General features: G+C 58.9%; 18 protein-coding genes and 1 pseudogene. 5 read left to right on the forward strand and 14 right to left on the reverse strand.

The window, feature by feature from the left end; genetic code table 11:
- The first annotated feature begins 315 nt into the window (after positions 1–315).
- A pseudogene (locus tag CKW20_RS29785) lies at positions 316–644 on the forward strand (hypothetical protein).
- 144 nt (positions 645–788) lie between these two features.
- Here CKW20_RS29785 and CKW20_RS04720 read toward each other — a convergent pair.
- Together CKW20_RS04720 and CKW20_RS04725 are read right to left on the reverse strand one after the other, a co-directional pair.
- On the reverse strand, positions 789–2,579 hold the full coding sequence (locus CKW20_RS04720) for a bifunctional diguanylate cyclase/phosphodiesterase (RefSeq protein ID WP_095051862.1): 1,791 nt from the start codon (positions 2,577–2,579) through the stop codon (positions 789–791).
- 134 nt (positions 2,580–2,713) lie between these two features.
- Positions 2,714–4,795 (reverse strand): carboxy terminal-processing peptidase, encoded by a 2,082-nt coding sequence (locus CKW20_RS04725; RefSeq protein WP_176466851.1) that lies wholly within the window; start codon positions 4,793–4,795, stop codon positions 2,714–2,716.
- Positions 4,796–4,933: 138 nt separating this feature from the next.
- Between CKW20_RS04725 and CKW20_RS04730 the strand changes: the two genes are divergently transcribed.
- The gene (locus CKW20_RS04730) at positions 4,934–5,896 is read left to right on the forward strand and encodes a zinc-binding dehydrogenase (protein ID WP_095051864.1); all 963 of its coding nucleotides are present in this window, start codon (positions 4,934–4,936) and stop codon (positions 5,894–5,896) included.
- Positions 5,897–6,021: 125 nt separating this feature from the next.
- Here the strand turns inward: CKW20_RS04730 and CKW20_RS04735 are convergent, their stop codons facing one another.
- From CKW20_RS04735 to CKW20_RS04760, 6 genes are all read right to left on the reverse strand, one after another.
- A complete protein-coding gene (locus CKW20_RS04735; protein WP_095051865.1) occupies positions 6,022–6,675 on the reverse strand; it encodes an HAD family phosphatase in 654 nt (217 codons plus the stop codon).
- Between the two features lie 34 nt (positions 6,676–6,709).
- On the reverse strand, positions 6,710–7,699 hold the full coding sequence (locus CKW20_RS04740) for an ABC transporter ATP-binding protein (RefSeq protein WP_095051866.1): 990 nt from the start codon (positions 7,697–7,699) through the stop codon (positions 6,710–6,712).
- Entirely contained in the window at positions 7,696–8,496 is an 801-nt protein-coding gene (locus tag CKW20_RS04745) for an ABC transporter permease (protein ID WP_095051867.1), read from the reverse strand. The genes CKW20_RS04740 and CKW20_RS04745 overlap by 4 nt, the downstream gene beginning before the upstream one ends.
- Positions 8,483–9,319: an ABC transporter permease subunit gene (locus CKW20_RS04750; protein WP_176466872.1), complete on the reverse strand. Its 837-nt coding sequence runs from the start codon at positions 9,317–9,319 to the stop codon at positions 8,483–8,485. Before CKW20_RS04750 ends, CKW20_RS04745 begins: the two co-directional genes overlap by 14 nt.
- Before the next feature lie 5 nt (positions 9,320–9,324).
- A complete protein-coding gene (locus tag CKW20_RS04755; RefSeq protein ID WP_095051869.1) occupies positions 9,325–10,131 on the reverse strand; it encodes an alkaline phosphatase family protein in 807 nt (268 codons plus the stop codon).
- A gap of 173 nt (positions 10,132–10,304) precedes the next feature.
- Positions 10,305–11,369, reverse strand: coding sequence for an ABC transporter substrate-binding protein (locus CKW20_RS04760; RefSeq protein WP_095051870.1), 1,065 nt, complete (start codon positions 11,367–11,369; stop codon positions 10,305–10,307).
- A gap of 350 nt (positions 11,370–11,719) precedes the next feature.
- Between CKW20_RS04760 and CKW20_RS04765 the strand changes: the two genes are divergently transcribed.
- A complete protein-coding gene (locus CKW20_RS04765; RefSeq protein ID WP_007898856.1) occupies positions 11,720–12,433 on the forward strand; it encodes a UTRA domain-containing protein in 714 nt (237 codons plus the stop codon).
- A 45-nt stretch (positions 12,434–12,478) separates the two neighbouring features.
- Here CKW20_RS04765 and CKW20_RS29515 read toward each other — a convergent pair whose 3' ends face one another.
- From CKW20_RS29515 to minC, 6 genes are all read right to left on the reverse strand, one after another.
- Positions 12,479–12,655 (reverse strand): hypothetical protein, encoded by a 177-nt coding sequence (locus tag CKW20_RS29515; RefSeq protein WP_007898847.1) that lies wholly within the window; start codon positions 12,653–12,655, stop codon positions 12,479–12,481.
- Between the two features lie 232 nt (positions 12,656–12,887).
- A complete protein-coding gene (locus CKW20_RS04775; protein ID WP_095051872.1) occupies positions 12,888–14,177 on the reverse strand; it encodes a M18 family aminopeptidase in 1,290 nt (429 codons plus the stop codon).
- A 193-nt stretch (positions 14,178–14,370) separates the two neighbouring features.
- Positions 14,371–15,006: an RluA family pseudouridine synthase gene (locus CKW20_RS04780; RefSeq protein ID WP_030131660.1), complete on the reverse strand. Its 636-nt coding sequence runs from the start codon at positions 15,004–15,006 to the stop codon at positions 14,371–14,373.
- Positions 15,007–15,187: 181 nt separating this feature from the next.
- The gene (minE, locus tag CKW20_RS04785) at positions 15,188–15,442 is read right to left on the reverse strand and encodes a cell division topological specificity factor MinE (protein ID WP_007898843.1); all 255 of its coding nucleotides are present in this window, start codon (positions 15,440–15,442) and stop codon (positions 15,188–15,190) included.
- Entirely contained in the window at positions 15,442–16,254 is an 813-nt protein-coding gene (gene minD, locus CKW20_RS04790; RefSeq protein WP_095051873.1) for a septum site-determining protein MinD, read from the reverse strand. The genes minE and minD overlap by 1 nt, the downstream gene beginning before the upstream one ends.
- Before the next feature lie 201 nt (positions 16,255–16,455).
- Complete coding sequence (minC, locus tag CKW20_RS04795) at positions 16,456–17,193, reverse strand: septum site-determining protein MinC (protein ID WP_095052260.1); 738 nt, start codon at positions 17,191–17,193, stop codon at positions 16,456–16,458.
- 118 nt (positions 17,194–17,311) lie between these two features.
- Here minC and CKW20_RS04800 point away from each other — a divergent pair, with 118 nt between their 5' ends.
- Positions 17,312–18,244, forward strand: coding sequence for a lipid A biosynthesis lauroyl acyltransferase (locus tag CKW20_RS04800; RefSeq protein WP_095051874.1), 933 nt, complete (start codon positions 17,312–17,314; stop codon positions 18,242–18,244).
- Between the two features lie 35 nt (positions 18,245–18,279).
- On the forward strand, positions 18,280–19,452 hold the full coding sequence (locus tag CKW20_RS04805) for a patatin-like phospholipase family protein (protein ID WP_095051875.1): 1,173 nt from the start codon (positions 18,280–18,282) through the stop codon (positions 19,450–19,452).
- Positions 19,453–19,498: the final 46 nt, after the last annotated feature.

The raw sequence follows: 19,498 nt of genomic DNA on the forward strand, positions 1-19,498 counted from the left end.
TCGGGCCGATCCATCGGAGATTTCCTTCAAGTTGTAGCGGTTTGCATGAACTGGTGCGCGATGCGCTCCATCGATAGTCTTGGGGTTGTCACTGCAAATTCAGTGACAGGGCGTGGAAGCCCTTCTATCGTTAGGCGCATCAAGCGCCACCAGTTCGGCGTTTTTTATCGTCTGTGTTTTATGGTGGCTGTGCGCGGGGCGCTTTCGAGTGCGCCAGGTGCCTAACGTCCTGGTCTTCCACACCTGCGTACAGCCGCCACCTATTGCGTGGAAGTGATTTCTGGCGGCTCCAATCCATACGTTAGGAATCAAACAATGACGGCAATTACCCCTGATCCACCCTACGAAAAACCAATTCCCCACCCCAAAAGCCGCTTCATGGCGCTCACCAGCAACTGCAACGACATGCCCACGCTGTCGATACCCACGCGCCACTCGATATTTTGACCGACGCTGCCAGCTACCGAATTCGTGCCGTCACCCAGGTGCTTGAGAACCTGTCCATGCGCGGCTCAGTCGAGTGTGATTCGACGATACTCAGCGACTTTGCCTTGCTCTGTGCCATTCCACTGCGCGATGGGTGCGATGTGCTGGATGTTATTGGGCGGCGGTTGCGGGCTCGGCCTTCGGGCGATGTCTCGTGACGGATTAGTCCTGGAAATTTGCGGCGACTGAGCGGGCCTCTTCGCGGGCAAGCCTCGCTCCTACAGGTCTTGAGTCATTTGTGGGTATCGTGAATAACACAAAATCTGTAGGAGCGAGGCTTGCCCGCGAAGGCGTCAGATCATTCAGCGATGCCCAATGAGCAGTTCTTCTTCAGGTCCGGGCACCGCCAGGCTATCAATCACATGCACGCTATACCCCGGCACATTCTTCGCGTGATGCTTGGCCTGCGAAGCCATTTCCGCCAACTGACTCGCATCGAGTTGTCCGCAGGCCTGTGGATGCAAATGCACCACGCCGATGGACAGCGACAGCAACGGAAACTCCTGCCGTACGCCCTGGCGGTTGGGGGCGATGAAGCAGCCGGCTTCCAGGTGTTCGCTGCGGTAAAAGCGTCGGCATTGGCTGTGGAAGTCATCCAGCAGTTGATTCAGGCGTTTGCGCCAGTCTTCCGGGCCGAGCACCAGCAGGAAGTCATCGCCGCCGATATGGCCGACGAAGTCGCGGGACGGGTCGACGCGGTCGTTCAGGCATTGCGCCAGGCACAGCAGGACTTCATCCCCGCGACCGTAGCCGTAGATGTCGTTGAAGGGTTTGAAGCTGTCGATGTCCACGTAGCAGATCACCGATGCCCGTTCCTGTTGCAGCAGGCGTGTCAGGCATTGCTGGATCGGCACGTTGCCTGGTAGCAGGGTCAATGGGTTGGCGTAGCGGGCTTGCTGGATTTTTAGTTCGGTAATCAGCTTGAGCACGTCGATCACTCGGCCGAGTCCCAGATAACCGCCGTTAAGGGTGATAACGAAGTCCTCTTCGATGCGCTGGCGGGCACGGCTGGTGATCAAACGGCTGACCTGTTGCAGCGACTGGCTCAGCTCCACGGCGAGGAAGTCGTCGCTCATCAAGCGGCTGATGGGCTTGCGGGCGAACAAGTCGGTGGCAAAGGGCTTGAGCAGGGCGTCCGATAGCGAATGACGGTGGACGATGCCGCAGGGCTGGCCCTGTTCGTCGAGCACCGCCAGGGAGTTCAGGTTGGCTTGGCGGCGGAAGGCTTCCAGTACGGTGGCGGTCGGGGTGTGGCTGGTCACTGCCGGTTGGTCGTTGAGCAGGGCGCTGAGGTCACTGACTTCTTCATTCAGTACCGCTGCGGCGTTGTTTGGTTTGGGTATGAAACTACGGGCATCGCGGGGCGGATGCTCCTGGGGTCGGCAGAGCAGATAGCCTTGCAGCAGATCGACGCCCATCTCCGTCAACACCGCCAATTCTTCCGGCAATTCGATGCCTTCGGCGATCACTTTTGCCCGGGAAGCCTTGGCAATCTGCAGGATCGAGCCGACGAACTCACGCTTGAGCGCGTCCTGGTGAATACCGTCGATAAAGTGCCGATCGATCTTGACGTAATCCGGGCGCAACTCAGACCAGAGCCGCAAGCTTGAATAACCCGCACCCAGATCATCCAGTGCAATGGAAAACCCCATTGCCCGATAGTGATGCAGGGCGGTTTGCAGCAACTGGAAATCGTCGGTCGGGGTCTGTTCGGTGAGTTCGATCACCACCTGGCTCGGTGGTATGCCGAAATCCTGCAGCAGTTGCAAAGTGCGTCCGGGTTGGTGGGCGGCTTCGAGCAGAGATTCCGGGGAGACATTGAGGAAGAGTTTGCCAGGCAGTTGCTGTTCATTGAAACGGCGGCAAGCACTTTGACGGCAAGCGATTTCCAGTTCGCTGAGGCGACCGGCCTGACGGGCTACCGCGAACAGGGCGACGGGGGAGTGCAGCGGACTATTGGAGGGGCCACGGCTGAGGGCTTCGTAACCGATGATACGTCGTTCAGAGAGGGAAATGATCGGCTGGAACAGACTGTGCAAACCGCTTTGAGTCAGTATCGAGCTCAAGGCACTCAGCTGTTCGGTTGTGGTCATGGCGTTCTCTGGCGAAAAAAAAGGACCGAGTGCAATGTGCACTCAGGTCCTTTATTTCACGACAGAATGATGACTGTTTGATGACGCTCCGGGGAGCATTAGTATTAAATTGCCATCATCCTGATTGTAACAACTTAGTGCTTGGCCACCGCGGTGTTGAGTTTCAAGTAATCCAGCAGAATCCGCCCGGTTTCGCTCAGATAGGCATCGTCTTCAGGCTTGGTCTTGTCCGGCTCGGCCGCGAGGGCATCTTCGTCTTCTTTCTTCAGCTCTTTGAGCGGCTCTTCGCCCTTGGCCTTGCGACGGATGTTTTCCATGGCTAGTTGCTTGGCTTCGATATCGGCATGTTGTGCACGACGATCGGCTTCATTGAGGCTGACGGTTTTTTCGCTCATCAACTTCTGCGCCAGGGCCAGTTTGTCGCGGATGAACACAAACTCCGCGTCCTTGGCCGTGCGCATCTCATGCTCGGACTGGAGTTGAGTGATGTACGGTTTGAACGGGTCGAGCGCAGGCTTGATGGCCGCACGAATGGTGTCCCACGGCATGGCTTCCGGCAGGGCGCTTTCGCCGATTTCCTTGGTGTCGATGATCGACGGGTAATCGATGTCCGGCAGTACGCCCTGATGCTGGGTGCTCTGACCGGAAACCCGGTAGAACTTGGCCAGGGTCAGTTTCAGCTCGCCATGGTTCAGCGGCTGAATGGTCTGCACGGTGCCTTTGCCGAAGGTCTGGCCGCCGATGATCAATGCGCGGTGGTAGTCCTGCATGGCACCGGCGAAAATCTCCGAAGCCGAGGCGGACAAACGGTTGACCAGCAACACCATCGGGCCTTTGTAGAACGCGCCCGGGTTTTCATCTTCCAGTACATCGACCCGGCCGTCGGCGTTACGCACCAGTACGGTCGGACCCTTGTCGATGAACAGACTGGTCAGCTCGGTGGCTTCCTGCAAGGAACCGCCGCCGTTGTTGCGCAGGTCGATGACCACGCCGTCGACCTTGTCTTTCTGCAACTCGGTCAGCAGCTTCTTGACGTCGCGGGTGGTGCTCTTGTAGTCCGGATCGCCGGCACGGAAGGCCTTGAAGTCCAGGTAGAAGGCCGGGATCTCGATGACGCCGAGCTTGTAGTCCTTGCCATCCTGCTTGAGGTTGAGGACCGACTTCTTCACCGCCTGGTCTTCGAGCTTCACCGCTTCGCGGGTGATCGGCACGATTTTGGTGGTCTGGTCATTCGGCGCATTGCTGGCCGGAATCACTTCCAAACGCACCACGGTGCCTTTCGGACCACGAATCAGTTTGACCACTTCGTCCAGGCGCCAGCCGACCACGTCGACCATCTCTTTGTTGCCTTGGGCCACGCCGATGATCTTGTCGGCCGGTGCAACCTGCTTGGTCTTGTCGGCCGGGCCGGCAGGCACCAGACGCACGACTTTCACTTGATCGTTATCGCTCTGCAACACAGCACCGATGCCCTCGAGGGACAGACTCATGTTGATGTCGAAGTTCTCCGCGTTATCCGGCGACAGATAGTTGGTGTGCGGGTCGTAGGACATGGCGAAGGTGTTGATGTACGCCTGGAAGATGTCTTCCGCGCGGGTCTGGTCCAGACGTGACAACTGATTCTTGTAACGCTTGGTCAGGGTTTCCTGAATCTGCTTCGACTCTTTGCCGGAGATCTTCATCCGCAGCACTTCGTCCTTGACACGTTTGCGCCACAGGTCGTCCAGCTCGGTGGTGGTCTTGAGCCAAGGGGCATCCTTGCGATCGACCAGCAAGGTTTCCTTGGCGGTGAAGTCGATCTTGTCGACGCCCTTGTTCAGCTCGGCAAGGGCAAAGTCCAGACGCGCCTTGACGCGGTCCAGGTAGCGCTTGTAGATGGTGAACCCGGCGTTCAGGTCGCCGCTTTTGAGGAAGTCGTCAAACTGGGTTTTCCATTTGTCGAATTCGGCAATATCGCTGGCCATGAAGTAGCTGCGCGATGGATCCAGCAGCTTGATATAGCTGTCGTAGATGATCACGGAGCGCGCATCGTCGAGCGGTGGTTTGCTGTAATGGTGACGCTTGAGCAATTCGACGACGTTCAGACTGGCGATTACTTCGTCACGATCGGGCTGAAGCTTGTCCCAGCTATTGGCTGCGAACGAATTGCTCGACATCGGCAAAAGACCGAAACCAATGACAAGAGCGAGGGCGGTGCTGGGGAGCAGATGCTTCATGCTGATTCGACGCGGGGACAATTGATAACGCATATTAGGCCGTCTTTGAAGTCGCCGGATCCACAAGGACCGGTCGCATAATGCAAAAAGCCCGGTGCTACAGCTTCGGGCTCAGTCCAGACTCACTATGGAGGCACTGTGAAAGCATTGCAAGGCGTTGAGGGGCGAGTGGAGTGGGTTGAAGAGCCGAGTCCTACGTGCGATGTAGGGCAAGTTCGCATCCGGGTGGCGGCAGCAGGACTCAATCGCGCCGATTTGTTACAGAAAGCAGGACTTTACCCGCCACCGCCGGGGGCCAGTCCAGTACTGGGTCTTGAGTGTTCCGGGGTGATCAGCGAGGTCGGCCCGGGCTCGTCCTGGCAGGTCGGTGATCGGGTTTGCGCCTTGCTGGCCGGGGGTGGGATGGCCGAAGAGGTGGTTGTCGACGGACGGCATGTGTTGCCGGTTCCCGAAGGTTTGTCTCTGGCCGAGGCGGCAGCATTGCCGGAAGTGTATGCGACCGTTTGGCTGAATTTGTTTCAACTAGCTGCGCTCAAACCGGGTGAGAAAGTTCTCCTGCACGCTGGAGCGAGTGGAATCGGTTCAGCTGCCATTCAGCTATGCAAAGCGTTTGGTAATCCTTGCTGGGTCAGCGTCGGTTCCGCCGAGCGTCTGGCCTACTGTGAAGCGTTGGGCGCGCAGGGTGGAGTGGTGCGCAACCGCGATCTGGACAGCTTGAATGATCTTGCGCCGTTCGACGTGATCCTCGACCCGGTGGGTGGCAACTATGCGGCGCTGAACCTCAAGCTGCTGGCTCGCGATGGTCGTTGGGTGCTGATCGGTTTGATGGGCGGTCGGGAGGCTCAGTTGGATCTGGCTCAGGTGCTGGCCAAGCGTTTGCAATTGCTGGGTTCGACCCTGCGCAATCGCGACGAGCAGTTCAAGGCCGACTTGTTCAGCGATCTTGGCCAGCACGTCTGGCCGTTGTTTGCCGAAGGGCGTTTGAGCCCGCAACTGGCCAAGACATTTGCGATCAAGGATGCCGAAGCGGCGTTTGCGGAGCTGGCGACGAACAAGGTGTCGGGGAAGTTGGTGTTGGTGATCGACGAAAGCCTGGTTTAGGGATGATCGTTCCCACGCTCCGCGTGGGAATGCCTCAATGGACGCTCTGCGTCCGCTTCTGGAAACGCAGAGCGTCCCGGGCTGCATTCCCACGCGAAGCGTGGGAACGATCAGTGGGGGCGGGGTTACTTCCAGATATGGATCGGCCAACCGGCCTTTTCGGCGTGCTCAAGCAGCACTGGATCCGGGTTCACCACGTGTGGGAAATCCACCTTCAGCAGCAGCGGCAAATCGTTGCGTGAATCGGAATAGAAACTCGCGCCTTCCAGGTTTTCCTCTTCCGCATCCAGCCATTCCAGCAAGCGGGTGATCTTGCCTTCGCGGTAGGTCAGGGTGCCAACGGTGTGGCCGCTATAAACCCCGTGGGTCACTTCCAGTTCGATCGCGAGGATTTCGTCGATGCCCAAGCGATCGGCAATTGGCCCGACCAGGTGCGTGCCCGAGGCCGAGATCACCAGAATCCGGTCGCCGGCCTTGCGGTGGGCGGCAATGGCTTTGGTGGCGTCGCTGAAGATGATTGGCTCGATGAAGTCTTCCACCCACGGGCCGACCAGATGCTCGACCTCTTCGGGCGTGCGTCCGATCATCGGCTCCAGGCTGAAGGCCATGTACTCCTCCATGGCCAAGTGGCCCCTGCCATACGCATCCATCAATTCCCTGTCGCGACGCAGGAAGGATTCGCCGTCGACCCAGCCGAGGCGGGCCATCTGTTCGCTCCATAGCGAGGCGCAGTCGCCGTGGATCAGGGTTTCGTCCAGATCAAAAATTGCCAGGGCCATCAGTGCAGTTCTCTCTTCAACATCAGCAAAGTCATCAGGCTACCTCACACAGGGCCGTCGGATCGATGGAAAGCGCCAAGCGCTGACCATCGGGATGAAGGTCGGCCGCCGAGCGGTTCAGCACATCCACTACCAATTCCACGCCCCGGGCTTCGACCCGGTAGCGAATCACGTTGCCTAACAGGCTGTGGCTGCGGATCTGCGCGTCGAGTTCGCCGTTGAGGCTCAGTTCGATGGCTTCCGGGCGAATCGCGAGGCGATGGGTGATCGGTCGTTGCAACAGTTTGCTGGCACTGTCGGCGTCCAGCAGGTTGTAGTTGCCGATGAAGCCTGCGGCAAAAACATCGACTGGCGCGGTGTAAAGGGTTTCGGCGTCTCCGCTTTGTACGATTTTTCCCTGATTCATCAGGAAGATTCGGTCAGACATGGTCAGGGCTTCTTCCTGATCGTGTGTGACGAAGATCGTGGTCAGGCCCAGTTCGCGCTGGATCTGACGGATCTGTTCGCGCAAGTGCTTGCGAATTCGCGCATCCAATGCCGACAGCGGCTCATCCAGCAACAACAATCGAGGCCGGGTCACCAGCGAGCGAGCCAGGGCGACACGCTGGCACTGGCCACCGGACAATTGATGCGGGTAACGGGCGGCGAAATCTTTGAGTTCCACCAATGCCAGCACTTCGGCAACGCGCTTGTGACTGTCGTCGGCGTTGACCTTCTGCATGCGCAAGCCGAAGGCGACGTTCTGCTCCACGGTCATGTTCGGGAACAGTGCGTAACTCTGGAACACCATACCGATTCCGCGTTTTTGCGGACTCAGCGGGACGAGGTCCTGACCCTCGAGCAGGATCTTGCCGCCGTCCACCGAGGTCAGGCCGGCGATGCAGCGCAGCAGGGTGGACTTGCCGCAACCGGACGGGCCGAGAAGCGTGACAAATTCGCCTTTCTTGATTTCGCAGTTGATGTCGCTGAATACCGTGGTTCCAGAATAATTTTTTTGAAGATGTTGGACGCTGACGTAGCTCATTCGCTTTTGTCCCTGTTCAAGATATTGGCAGCCCAGGTCAGAACCAGCACAAAGAAGAAGTAGGAAATCACCAGCGCACTGGTGAAGTGGCCGCTGCTGTTACGCATGTTGTTGAGGTAGACCTGCAGGGTTTCGTAGCGGGTGCCGACGAGAATGTTGGCGAACACAAACTCACCGAACAGGAACGAGAACGACAGCAGCAACGCCACCATCAAACCCTTGCGCAGGTTCGGCAGCACCACCAGGAATGCCGCTTGCCAGGTGCTGGCACCGAGCAGTTGCGCGGCGTCCATCAGGTCGCGCAGGTTGATCGCTTGCAGGTTGTTGGTGATCGCCCGGTACATGAACGGCAGCGCCACGGTGAAGTAGCAACCGATCAGAATCCACGGCGTACCGACCATCGCGAACGGCCCCGAACCGTAGAGCTGCAACAGCCCCACCGACGACACCACCGGCGGCACCGCGAAGGGCAGCAGGATCAGGATGTTCATCAAAGCGTCGAGTTTCGGGAAGTGGTAATGCACCACGAACAGCAGCGGCAGAATCAGTACCACCGACAGAATCAGCGAGCCGACGCAGACCAGCAATGATTGACCGAACGCGTCGAGAAAGCGCGGATCGCTCCACAGCTGGATGTACCACTTGAAGGTAAAACCGCTGGGCATAATCGTCGCGGACCAACTGCTGGAGATCGAGTAGATCAGCGTTCCGAGCAGCGGCAGCAGCAGAATCGCAAACAGCAAATACACCACGACGCGGTGATAGACACCGACGGGGCCCAGTTCAGCGCGAGACATGGTAGCTCCTCTTCAACAGCAGCTGATGCACGATGGTCACCAGGGTCATCAACGCCACCAGCACCACGGCCAGGGCGCTGGCCAGGTTCGGGTCGAGGGAAATGTCGCCGGAGACCATCGCTGCAATGCGGATCGGCAACACGTTGAAGTTGCCGGTGGTCAAGGCGTAGACCGTGGCATACGCACCGAGGGCGTTAGCCAGCAGAATCACGAACGTCCCCAACAGCGCCGGGGTCAGCACCGGCAAACCGATGTGCCGCCAGAACTGCCAGCCATTGGCGCCGAGCAATTCGGCGGACTCACGCCAGTCTTCGCGCAAGGCGTCGAAAGCCGGGTAGAGCAGCAGTACGCCCAGGGGAATCTGGAAGTAGGTGTAGAGAATGATCAGCCCGGTTTTCGAGTACAGGTTGAAGTCCTGAATGATCCCGGCCTGTTTCAGCATGATGGTGAAGGTGCCGTTGAACCCCAGCAAAATGATGAACGCGAAGGCCAGGGGCACGCCGGCGAAGTTGCTGGTCATGTTGGCGAAGGCGTTGACGAAGTTGCGCAGTTTCGAGTCGACCCGGCGCAAGGAGTAAGCGCCGAGGACGGCGATGATAATGCCGAACACGCTGGACCAGAAACTGATCTCGAGGCTGTGCCGGATCGCCTGCAGATAGAACTTCGAATTGAAGATTTTGCTGAAGTTGGCCAGGCCCCAGCCGAACTCTTCCGATTCCAGGCTGTTGATCATTACCCAGAGCAACGGGGCAATCTGGAACACGAAGAAGAAAATCGCGAAGGGCACCAGGCACAGAGCGGCCAGCCATTTACCGCGGGTCATGGCATTCACTTGAGCAGCTCCCGGCACACAGGTTTGTCGTGGGGCACGCCCAGCAGTTCGCAGACGGTGCCGCAGATTTCGATCTGTTTCGGTGCGGCGTTTTGGTTGAAGCTGAAGGCATCGCCGAGGACGAACAGCGGCACTTCGCGTTCTTCGGGCAGCAAGCCGTTGTGCGAGCGGTCGTTGTTCATGCCGTGGTCGGCTGTCACCAGTACCTGATAACCGGCGTCGAGCCAGCCTTGCAGGTAGTCAGCCAGGATGATGTCGGCTGAGCGAGCGCTATTGCGATACTGCGGGGTGTCGAGGCCGTGCTTGTGCCCGGCGTCGTCGATGTTCATGGGGTGGACCAATAAAAAGTTCGGCGCGTGGCGCAGACGCAGGTTTTCCGCGTCGGCGAACAGGTGTGAGTCCGGATAGTGGTCGCTCCAGTAGAAGTGACCGTGCTGGATCGGCAGTTTGGGGTCGTCAGTATGACGATCCCGGGCGGCCACGAACGGCGAACGGTTATACAACTCGCTGACCCAGTGATAGGCCGCGGCTGCGGTTGTAAGGCCAGCGTCGGTGGCGTAATGGTAAATGCTGCGCTGGTTGGACAGGCGCGAGACGTTGTTGTGAACGATGCCGCTGTCGATCGGCGTAACGCCGGTCAGGATGCATTCGTAAAGTGGTCGGGACAGGGCCGGCAGTTCGCACTCCAGTTTGTAGAGTGCCGCGCGCCCTGCGCCAACGTAAGCCTGCAGATGCCCCATGGCGTGGCGCGCGACTTCATAATTGAGGCCGTCGAGCACGACAAGGATGACGTTGTGCTTCATAGGGGCGATGACTCCGCAAAAAACAGTGAATATCGTCAAGCCTGTAGGAGCGAAGCTTGCTCGCGAAGGCGGACTGTCAGCCAACATCAATGTTGAATGTCAGTCCCTCTTCGCGGGCAAGCCTCGCTCCTACAATGGATCTCCATCAGATCCCCGAATGGGGATCTACCGTGTTACGGCATGTTGATAATGACTTCTTCCTGCCACTTCTGCGGCAGCGACTTGGAGGTCTTTTCCCACGCGTCGGCGTCTTTGATCGGCGTGACCTTTTTGTACTGCTCGTTAGGCAGCAGCTTGGTCTTCACGTCTTCCGGCAGTTTGATGTGCTCGGCGCGGATCGGACGGGCGTTGCCTTTCGCCAGGTTGATTTGGCCGGCATCGCTGAAGATGTACTCGCGAGTCAGCTTGGCGGCGTTCGGGTTCTTCGCGTATTTGTTAATGATGGTGGTGTAACCGGAAATCACTGAGCCGTCGGACGGAATCAGCACGGTGTAATCATCCGGATTGGCCATCTTGGCTTTGTAGCTCAAGCCGTTGAAGTCCCAGACCACGCCGACTTCGATTTCACCCTTCTCCATGGTGGCAATCGTCGGATTGGCCATGGACAGGCGGCCTTGCTTGGCGATGTCGGCGAACATCAGCAGGGCTGGCTGAATGTTTTTCTCGTCACCACCGTTGGCGAGGGCGGCGGCCAGTACACCGTTGGCAGCCTGGGCTGCGGTGCTGACGTCACCGATGGAGACTTTGTACTTGCCCGTCTTGAGATCGGCCCATTTGGTCGGGACTTCAGAACCATGCAGCAATTTTTTGTTGACGATAAACGCGATGGTGCCGGTGTAGGCCAGCGCCCAGTTACCGTCCTTATCCTTGGCCCAATCCGGAATCTGTTCCCAGGTAGTTGGCTTATAAGGTTGCACCACGCCTTGCTTGACTGCGATCGGGCCGAAGGCGGCACCGACGTCGCCGATGTCGGCGCTGGCGTTGTCTTTTTCGGCGGCGAACTTGGCGATTTCCTGGGCCGAGCTCATGTCGGTGTCGATGTGTTTCAGGCCATATTTCTTGGCCAGGTCTTCCCAGGTGCCTTTCCAGTTGGCCCAGTCATCGGGCATGCCGACGCTGTTGACTGCGCCTTCCGCTTTCGCAGCGGCTTCCAGGGTTTTCAGATCATCCGCCGCCATGGCGGAGGTACACAGGGCGATGGTCGAGCCTAACAGTGATGCCAGGAAAAACTGTTTCATCCGAAGCTCCTTTGGGCGTTTTCAACGCTGCGATTGCGGTTGTGTTGGTCTAGGTCAGCAATACCTGAGCCAATTTAGGCGGATTGGATGACATTTTAATGTCGACGACCGGTCGGCCTGAATTTTCTGCGCTCGGATACGCGGGGTGCGAGATAAGCGTAGACCATGGCTAAAAGGCTGATATGAAAGGGACTTGGCCATAAAATTGCAGGTGTCTGGCGCGACCGTTCGGCGGCTTTGTCATCTGTCAGTCATGTGCAGTGCCTAGGCTTGCTGGCAGTTGAAGGAACCGATTTGAATCGCGGTTCTGCCCTGAATCAGTGCTGGTCTAGTCCAGATAGGTAACGTTGATGCGCATTGAGACAACCAAAGCGGTGACAGCCATCGGGCAGGTTCTGCAGGAACAGCTCGACCACGGCTTGTTGGCGCCCGGGAGCAAGTTGCCGGCAGAGCGCAAGCTCAGTGAGTTGTTCGGTACCACGCGGATCACCGTGCGCGAGGCTTTATTGCAGTTGGAGGCTCAGGGCCAGATTTATCGTGAGGAACGGCGCGGCTGGTTCGTGTCGCCACCGCGGCTGGCTTATAACCTGATGCAGCGCAGCCACTTTCACGCCATGGTCAGTGCGCAGGGACGGGTGCCGTCCACCGAGGTAATTTCGGCGCGGTTGCAGCCAGCGTCGGCGGCGGTGTGTGCCTGGTTGCAGTTGCCGGCGCTATCGAGCGTGATCCAGATCTGCCGCTCGCGACGGATTGACGGGCGATTGGTGCTGTATGTGGAGCACTACCTGAATCCGCAGTTTTTTCCGGGGATTCTGGATTTTGATTTGAATCAGTCGATGACCGAATTGTATGCACGGCATTACGACTTGCATTACGGGCGGGTGCGCTTCGAGATTGTTCCGACGGCGTTGTCGGTGGACGCGGCGGCGGCTTTACGGGTATCGGTGGGCAGCCCGGGGTTGCGGATTGCGCGGGTCAATTACGATCAGCATGAACGACTGATCGATTGTGACCTGGAGTTTTGGCGCCATGATGCGATTCATGTCGGGGTGGATGTGGTGTAGGCGCAGCGTTCGGCAGCTCCTGCATCAGCATCAAGGCGCTAGGTTTTATTCGTTGAGTTTGGCGAGGATCTTGTAGATCACGGTGGCGAGGATCATCAGCATGCCGACCCACATTGCGAACACGCCAGCGTTCTTGTCGCGAAAGTTGAAGCCGATGGCCAGCATGATCATCCCGGAAAGAATCGGGATCAGCATGGCGTGAAACGAAGACAACGAGATCATGGTGACAGCCTTGTCGGAGAGGGGTATTGCAAGTCTAGGCGGCTTTCGGACGAACGGAGGTGATGAAGATCATCGTGGCGAGGGAGCTTGCTCCCGTTGGGCTGCGAAGCAGCCCCAAAAACAAGCAATATCGGGTTATCAGTGAGGCCGGGTTCGCCCAAGTTACGACTGCTTCGCAGCCGAGCGGGAGCAAGCTCCCTCGCCACAAAAGTTACCTTTTAATCACCAAGGGCTACGGCAATTCGCGGCAGGCGTAAAACGCGCTCAGCACTTTGACCAGGTGCGCCAGGTCATGGCTGCCGCACAGTTCGCGGATCGAGTGCATGGCGAACGTCGGCAAACCGATGTCCACGGTGCGCACGCCCAAGTGGCTGGCGGTGATCGGGCCGATGGTCGAGCCGCAGCCCATGTCGCTGCGCACCACGAAGCTCTGCACCGGTACTTCTTCGGCCATGCACAAATGGCGGAAGAAGCCGGCGGTTTCGCTGTTGGTGGCGTAGCGCTGGTTGCTGTTGACCTTGATCACCGGGCCGGCGTTGAGTTTCGGGCCGTGGTTGGCGTCATGCTTGTCCGCATAGTTCGGGTGCACGCCGTGGGCGTTGTCGGCCGAGACCAGCAGGGATTTCTGAATGGTCCGTACGAATTCATCCCCTTCGGGCAACAGACGGCGCAGGGTTTGCTCAAGCATTGGACCGTCGGCGCCACAGGCCGAGCAGGAACCGACTTCTTCGTGATCGTTGCAGACCAGCACGCAGGTTTCGTCGGTTTCGGCCGTCAGCAATGCTTGCAGGCCGGCGTAGCAGGACAACAGGTTGTCCAGGCGCGCGCCAGCGATGAAATCGCCATGCAGGCCGATGACCGCAGCGCTTTGGGTGTCGTAGAAGCTCAACTCGTAATCGAGTACCACGTCGGCGTTCAGGCCATGTTCGCGCGCCAGTTGATCGGTGAGCACGGCGCGGAAGTCCACGCGTTCGTCACCGGCGAATTGCGCGAGGATCGGCGGCAGTTCGGTCTGGGCATTGATCGCCCAGCCCATGTTGGCTTCGCGGTTGAGGTGAATGGCCAGGTTCGGAATGGTCGCGATCGGTGCCTTGAAGTCGATCAACTGGCTCTCGACCTTGCCATCACGGCGGAAAGTCACACGGCCGGCCAGCGACAGATCACGGTCGAACCACGGCGCCAGCAGTGCACCGCCATAGACTTCGACGCCCAGTTGCCAGAAGCCCTGACGTTGCAGTTCCGGTTGCGGCTTGACCCGCAGGCACGGGCTATCGGTGTGCGCGCCGACCAGGCGAATACCGCCGTGCAACGGCGAGTGGCGACCCATTTTGATCGCGACGATCGAAGAGTCGTTACGGGTGACGTAGTAACGACCATTGGTTTCAGTGTTCCAGGGCTCGCGCTCATCGAGACGTTGATAGCCGGCAGCTTCAAGACGCTGGACAAGGCTGGCGGTGGCATGGAACGGGGTAGGGGAGGCCTTGAGGAAATCGATCAGGCCTTGGTTCAACTCTTCGCGCATAAGAAGCTCCAGACAGCAATGGCGCCAGTTTAACGTATTGGTCAGAGAATTGGCGGTGGACCGCTGGTGTGCAAGATTCCTTGTAGGAGCGGGCTTGCCCGCGATGAAGACGGCGGTACAGTCAACATTAATGTCGCCAGATGTACCGCTTTCGCGAGCAAGCTCGCTCCTACAGGGGGGGCGTATTGCTGCTCTAGAACGGTGCCGGGCACTCGAATCGCAGGCGTTCGCCCGTCTGGGGGTGGGTGAAGCTGAGCATGCTCGCGTGCAGGCACAGGCGTGGCCAGGCGGCGAGTGCTTGCTCATGGGCATAGAGCCCATCACCCAAAAGCGGGTGACCTATCGACAGCATATGCACGCGCAACTGATGGGAACGACCGGTGATCGGCGTCAACTCGACGCGGCACCAGTCGCCACAACGCTCCAGCACACGCCAGAAGGTCAAGGCGTGCTTGCCAAACTCGTGGTCCACCACATGGCGTGGCTTGGTCGGCGGGTCGTAGCGCAGGGGCAGATCGATACTGCCGCTGTCCAGTTCCGGTTGTCCCCAGCACAGGGCGGTGTAGGCTTTTTCGGTTTCGCGGTCGTGAAATTGCCGAGACAGTTCGCGATGAGTGTCCGGGTCACGGGCCAACAGAATGATGCCGGAGGTTTCCCAGTCCAGCCGATGGACAATTCGCGCTTCCGGGTAGCCGTTTTCTTGCAGGCGGGTAATCAGGCAGTCCTTGTTGTCATCAGCCCGGCCAGGGACAGAGAGCAACAGGGTCGGTTTGTCCACCACCAGTACGGCGGCGTCCTGATGGATGATGCGGATGTTGGACAACGGCATTAAAACAGCCTCGTAACAAACGCCAACGGCGGCTCAGGCCCCGCCCCTGTAGGAGCGGAGCTTGCTCGCGAATGCGTCACCTCGGTCTATCAGATACACCGAGTTGCCTGTGTTCGCGAGCAAGCTCCGCTTCTACGGAGTGCGTAAGAGCCTGAGCCGCCGTGGCTCCTGCCGGATCGACTCAGCGATCTGGCAGGGTGATATTGAGTTCCAGGATCGAGCAACTGCCCTGGTTTTCCAGAGCGACGTGCACGTCATCGGACCCGATATTGACGTACTTGCGGATCACTTCCACCAGTTCCTTCTGCAAGGCTGGCAGGTAATCCGGTGTACTGCGCTGGCCGCGTTCATGCGCCACGATGATCTGTAGACGCTCTTTCGCTACCGACGCGGTGCTGACCTTTTTACTGGCACGAAAGAAGTCAAAAAGGTTCATTACCTACCTCCAAAAAGGCGCTCGAAGAATCCCTTCTTCTCGACATCGAGGAAACGATGGTCCACGGTTTTGCCCAGCAGGCGGTCAACGGTATCGCTGTAAGCCTGACCAGCATCGCTCTGGTCGTCGAGAATCACCGGAATGCCCTGGTTGGATGCCTTGAGCACCGCCTGGGATTCAGGGATCACGCCGAGCAATGTCACCGAGAGAATATCCTTCACATCTTCGACACCGAGCATTTCGCCCTTGCTCACACGTTCTGGATGATAACGGGTGATCAGCAGGTGTTCCTTGATCTGCTCTTCGCCTCTTTCGGCGCGACGGGACTTGCTGGCCAACAGGCCCAACATGCGGTCCGAGTCACGTACGGAGGAGACTTCCGGGTTGGTCACCACAATCGCTTCGTCAGCGAAGTACATGGCCAGGTGGGCGCCTTTCTCGATGCCCGCCGGGGAGTCGCAGACCACGAATTCGAAGTCTTCCTTGAGCTGCATCAGGACTTTTTCCACGCCTTCGACGGTCAGCGCGTCTTTGTCGCGGGTCTGACTGGCGGCCAGGACGTAGAGGTTTTCCAGGCGCTTGTCTTTGATCAGGGCCTGTTGCAGGTTGGCTTCGCCGTTCACCACGTTGACGAAGTCATACACCACGCGGCGCTCGCAACCCATGATCAGGTCGAGGTTACGCAAACCGACGTCGAAGTCGACGATAACTGTTTTGTGACCGCGCAGAGCGAGGCCGGTACCGATAGCGGCGCTGGTGGTGGTCTTACCCACACCACCCTTGCCGGATGTAACCACGAGAATCTTGGCCAAGGTGTTTTACCCCTAAGGAAAAAGGACGTTTAGCCCCTGAAAAACATCTCTTGAAAAACTACTGCAGTCGGACAGCCTTGGCTGGAATCCGGTTCTGAGCGGCGTTTACCCCCGGTAAACACTGCTTTTAGCCTTTTTCCTACTTCGTTTGAGCCGTTTTCGCTACGTTTTAGAGATGCTTGGAAAATGCGGCAGTATCCGTTAAAGCCGAATGATGTTCAACACGTCGCCCGACAGGCTGACTTGTACGCCCGCGCCCCACAATGGATCACGACGCAGATCTTCGGAAACCTTGTAGTGGCCGGCGATGGAGACCAGTTCAGCGGTCATTTGCTGACAGAAAATCCTGGCTTTCGTGTCACCTTTGACGCCGGCCAAGATACGACCGCGCATCGCGCCGTATACATGGATGTTCCCATCGGCGAGAAGTTCCGCCCCCGGGCTGACCGACGAAATCACCACCAAATCGCAACCCTGGGCATAAATCTGCTGGCCACCGCGTACTGGGGAAGTGATGATTTTGGTCGGTTTGATGGTTGGTTCCGGTGGTTTTTCCGGTTTTTTCGCAACGATGCCTTCGTGCGCGTCGAGCGGTCGCTCACGGGCGCCGGACGGCGGCAGTACCGGCAGATCGACCGCGATGGCGGCGGCGATGTCTTCAATGCGGCTGGCACGGATCGCCAAGGTGCGCAGGCCATGCTGGCGGCAGATGCGCATCAGCCCCGGCAGATCGACCGAGCCTTCGCTGGCCGGAAGTTTGTCCAGGGCCAGTACCAACGGCGCGTTGCTGAAGAAGTTTGGCGCCTGGGCGACCTTGGCGGCCAATTGCCGATCAAGGTTCTCAAGGTCGTTACGGGCCAGTTCCAGCACCGTAATGGCGAGCATGCTGCCCTTCAACTGGAACACGGGATCTTGGTCTAGCGGTTCGGTTTGGCTCATGGTCGGCATACAACGGCTTGTCACTAAAAGTGCCGAGACTTATAACGAGAACGCCCGCGGGCCGCAAGCCGGGTCGAACGATGTAGAATGCGCGGCCACTGTCTTGACGGAACCTTTAATGGATCGCCCGCGTTTTCGAACAGCATTTCTTTCTCCACGTTTCTGGCCACTGTGGTGTGGCTTGGGGCTGTTGTGGCTGATTGTGCAGCTGCCGTATCCGGCGTTGCTGTCGATCGGTCGCGCCTTGGGCGCATTGATGTATCGGGTAGCCGGCGACCGACGGCGCATCGCCAAGCGCAATCTTGAGCTGTGTTTCCCGGAAAAGTCCGCTGCCGAGCGCAAGCGCCTGCTCAAGGAAAACTTCGCTTCCACCGGCATCGCCTTCCTGGAGATGGCCATGAGCTGGTGGTGGTCGCGCCAGCGTCTGGCGAAACTGGCCCATGTCGAAGGCCTGGAGCATTTGAAACAGGCCCAGCGCGACGGCAAGGGCGTGATTCTGATGGCCGTGCATTTCACCACGCTGGAGATCGGTGCGGCACTGCTCGGTCAGCAACACACCATCGATGGCATGTACCGCGAACACAAGAATCCGCTGTTCGACTACATCCAGCGTCTTGGCCGCGAGCGGCATAACCTCGGCTCGCTGGCGGTGGAGCGTGACGACGTGCGCGGCATGCTCAAACTGCTGCGGGCAGGCAGGGCGATCTGGTACGCGCCGGATCAGGACTACGGCGCCAAGCAAAGTATCTTTGTGCCGCTATTCGGAATTCAGGCGGCGACCGTCACCGCCACCAGCAAATTCGCCCGGCTGGGCAAGGCGCTGGTGGTGCCGTTCACCCAGGAACGACTGGCGGATGGCAGCGGTTATCGGCTGGTGATTCATGCGCCGCTCGAGGGTTTTCCCGGTGAGACGGAAGAGGCTGACTGCATCCGGATCAACCAGTGGGTCGAAAGTGCTTTGCGTGAATGTCCGGAGCAATACCTCTGGGCCCATCGTCGCTTCAAGACCCGTCCACCGGGCGAGGCGAAGCTGTACGCCAAACGCGGTTGAGTCACCGATCCCTTTAAGCACCATGGAGTGTTGCGATGAGTTCTGCTGAACCGGTTACAGGGTTGATACTTTCCGGCGGCGGGGCTCGGGCGGCTTATCAGGTAGGTGTGCTGGCGGCGATTGCCGAGCTGTTGCCAGTCGGGGCGGCTAATCCGTTTCCAGTGATCGTCGGCACTTCAGCCGGCGCGATCAACGCGGTCAGCCTGGCCAGTGGGGCAATGGACTTTCGCGGCGCGATTCAGCGTCTGACCGCCTTCTGGCAAGGTTTTCGCAGCCATTTGGTATTGCGCAGCGACTGGCCGGGGGTGATCCATCAAGCTACCCGTTTTGTCAGTCACAATCTGATGGGCATTGGCGCTCCGGTGCCAGTGGCCCTGCTCAACAGCTCGCCGCTACGCGGTTTACTCAACGACAAACTGCACATGCCCGGGATTGCCGAGGCCATCGCGCAAAAGCAATTGCAGGCGGTGGCGGTCACGGCGTTTGGCTATGAGTCCGGTCAGGCCGTCACGTTTTATCAGGGCGGCGGCACCATCGAGTCCTGGCTGCGGCATCGGCGAATCGGCGTGCCGACCCAATTGAGCGTCGAACACTTGCTGGCCAGTTCGGCGATTCCGTTGTTGTTTGCGCCGGTGAAAATCGGCGAAGAATATTTCGGAGACGGCGCGGTACGCCAATCGGCACCGATCAGCCCGGCCCTGCACCTTGGCGCCAGCCGCGTGCTGGTGGTGGGCGTCAGCGGCAACCCGCGCGGGGTGGATCCGCAACAGCCGCTGCAGCGTGTCTACACCGGGCAGCAGCCGACTCTGGCGCAAATCGGCGGGCACATGCTCAACAGTACGTTCATTGATAGCCTGGAAAGTGACATTGAGTTGCTGCAGCGTCTGAATCAGTTCAGCCATCTGCTGCCCGACGGCATGCCAAGTCGTGCATTGGGGGCGGCGCCCGTGGAGGTGCTGGTGATTTCGCCGAGTCAGCCGATCGATGAAATTGCGGCACGGCATCGCCAGGAATTACCGGCGGCCTTGCGCTTGTTTTTGCGCGGGCCGGGGGCGACCAAGACTAGCGGGGCAGGGGTGCTGAGTTATCTGCTGTTCGAGGCGGGGTATTGCAGCGAATTGATCGATCTGGGGCGGCGCGATGCGTTGGCCAAGCGCGATGAGTTGTGCCGGTTTCTGGGGTTGGTGGAGCCTGCGGTTTCGGCTTGAGATTGGCGGTGCGGCTATTCGCGGGCAAGCCTCGCTCCTACATTGA

It is taken from the genome of Pseudomonas sp. Irchel s3b2, from assembly GCF_900187445.1.
Taxonomy (GTDB): domain Bacteria; phylum Pseudomonadota; class Gammaproteobacteria; order Pseudomonadales; family Pseudomonadaceae; genus Aquipseudomonas.

Excerpts from the sequence above, each read along its gene's own strand:
- CKW20_RS04720 (WP_095051862.1), bottom strand. The coding sequence starts at position 2,579 with ATGACCACAACCGAACAGCTGAGTGCCTTGAGCTCGATACTGACTCAA.
- CKW20_RS04725 (WP_176466851.1), bottom strand. The coding sequence starts at position 4,795 with ATGAAGCATCTGCTCCCCAGCACCGCCCTCGCTCTTGTCATTGGTTTC.
- CKW20_RS04735 (WP_095051865.1), bottom strand. The coding sequence starts at position 6,675 with ATGGCCCTGGCAATTTTTGATCTGGACGAAACCCTGATCCACGGCGAC.
- CKW20_RS04740 (WP_095051866.1), bottom strand. The coding sequence starts at position 7,699 with ATGAGCTACGTCAGCGTCCAACATCTTCAAAAAAATTATTCTGGAACC.
- CKW20_RS04745 (WP_095051867.1), bottom strand. The coding sequence starts at position 8,496 with ATGTCTCGCGCTGAACTGGGCCCCGTCGGTGTCTATCACCGCGTCGTG.
- CKW20_RS04750 (WP_176466872.1), bottom strand. The coding sequence starts at position 9,319 with ATGACCCGCGGTAAATGGCTGGCCGCTCTGTGCCTGGTGCCCTTCGCG.
- CKW20_RS04755 (WP_095051869.1), bottom strand. The coding sequence starts at position 10,131 with ATGAAGCACAACGTCATCCTTGTCGTGCTCGACGGCCTCAATTATGAA.
- CKW20_RS04760 (WP_095051870.1), bottom strand. The coding sequence starts at position 11,369 with ATGAAACAGTTTTTCCTGGCATCACTGTTAGGCTCGACCATCGCCCTG.
- CKW20_RS04765 (WP_007898856.1), top strand. The coding sequence starts at position 11,720 with ATGCGCATTGAGACAACCAAAGCGGTGACAGCCATCGGGCAGGTTCTG.
- CKW20_RS29515 (WP_007898847.1), bottom strand. The coding sequence starts at position 12,655 with ATGATCTCGTTGTCTTCGTTTCACGCCATGCTGATCCCGATTCTTTCC.
- CKW20_RS04775 (WP_095051872.1), bottom strand. The coding sequence starts at position 14,177 with ATGCGCGAAGAGTTGAACCAAGGCCTGATCGATTTCCTCAAGGCCTCC.
- CKW20_RS04780 (WP_030131660.1), bottom strand. The coding sequence starts at position 15,006 with ATGCCGTTGTCCAACATCCGCATCATCCATCAGGACGCCGCCGTACTG.
- minE (WP_007898843.1), bottom strand. The coding sequence starts at position 15,442 with ATGAACCTTTTTGACTTCTTTCGTGCCAGTAAAAAGGTCAGCACCGCG.
- minC (WP_095052260.1), bottom strand. The coding sequence starts at position 17,193 with ATGAGCCAAACCGAACCGCTAGACCAAGATCCCGTGTTCCAGTTGAAG.
- CKW20_RS04800 (WP_095051874.1), top strand. The coding sequence starts at position 17,312 with ATGGATCGCCCGCGTTTTCGAACAGCATTTCTTTCTCCACGTTTCTGG.
- CKW20_RS04805 (WP_095051875.1), top strand. The coding sequence starts at position 18,280 with ATGAGTTCTGCTGAACCGGTTACAGGGTTGATACTTTCCGGCGGCGGG.